At 33.1% G+C, this 683-nt stretch carries 2 protein-coding genes; both read right to left on the bottom strand.

Annotation, left to right across the window (positions count from 1 at the left end):
- Positions 1 to 122: 122 nt before the first annotated feature.
- A complete protein-coding gene (locus tag FD33_RS07960; protein WP_025086447.1) occupies positions 123 to 407 on the bottom strand; it encodes an IS3 family transposase in 285 nt (94 codons plus the stop codon).
- The gene (locus FD33_RS07955) at positions 404 to 601 is read right to left on the bottom strand and encodes a helix-turn-helix domain-containing protein (RefSeq protein ID WP_025086446.1); all 198 of its coding nucleotides are present in this window, start codon (positions 599 to 601) and stop codon (positions 404 to 406) included. The genes FD33_RS07960 and FD33_RS07955 overlap by 4 nt, the downstream gene beginning before the upstream one ends.
- Positions 602 to 683: the final 82 nt, after the last annotated feature.

Here is a 683-nt window from a genome sequence, read left to right as displayed (position 1 = left end):
AATGCACTTTTCTGGCACTGATATATTTCGTATTTATTTTTTGGACAAGTGGCTAATTTGTTCTTGTAATTTTCGGGAAGATAAATCCATGACTGGTTCTAAATAAACACGGTCATTTTAGTTCATATTTCCATATCTAAATTCACTAATATCAGCCACCAGTTTTGGTAAGATCTATCAGCATTAAAACGACGTTTTAAATGATTTTTAGCCATTCTTCCAGCGATTTCTTTATATGAATTATATTTTCTTTTTTGACGATTGAACGCTTGGCAGAACCAAGCATGTTCAGTCATGATACGAAGAACTTTCTTGTGATTAACTGTAAATCCCAATTCTTTAAGTGCTTTAGTCATACGTCGATAGCCGTATTTTTGTATATTTTGGATCTGATTGTCGAAATTCATCTATTGCTTGAATAATTTAAATCCATTCTACATGGCTCAAGCCCTTCGACACCACGTAACTCAAAATTATGAACCCAATTAAGAATCACGTCCTCTTTAGCAACCCCATAACTTTTAGCCAAAGCTGTGGATCTATAACCGCTAAAGTATTCAGTTACTACTTTGATTCTAAAATCTAAATTGAATTTGACCATAAGAAAAACCCTTTAGTTTGGTTTTGTGGCTGTACGATAAATAGAGTTGATAGGCATTTTGCCATCAACTCTATTTTTGTAT

Origin of the sequence: Companilactobacillus paralimentarius DSM 13238 = JCM 10415, assembly GCF_001434985.1 — a bacterium.
GTDB lineage: Bacteria > Bacillota > Bacilli > Lactobacillales > Lactobacillaceae > Companilactobacillus > Companilactobacillus paralimentarius.
This window is presented reverse-complemented; position numbering and strand designations above follow the sequence as displayed.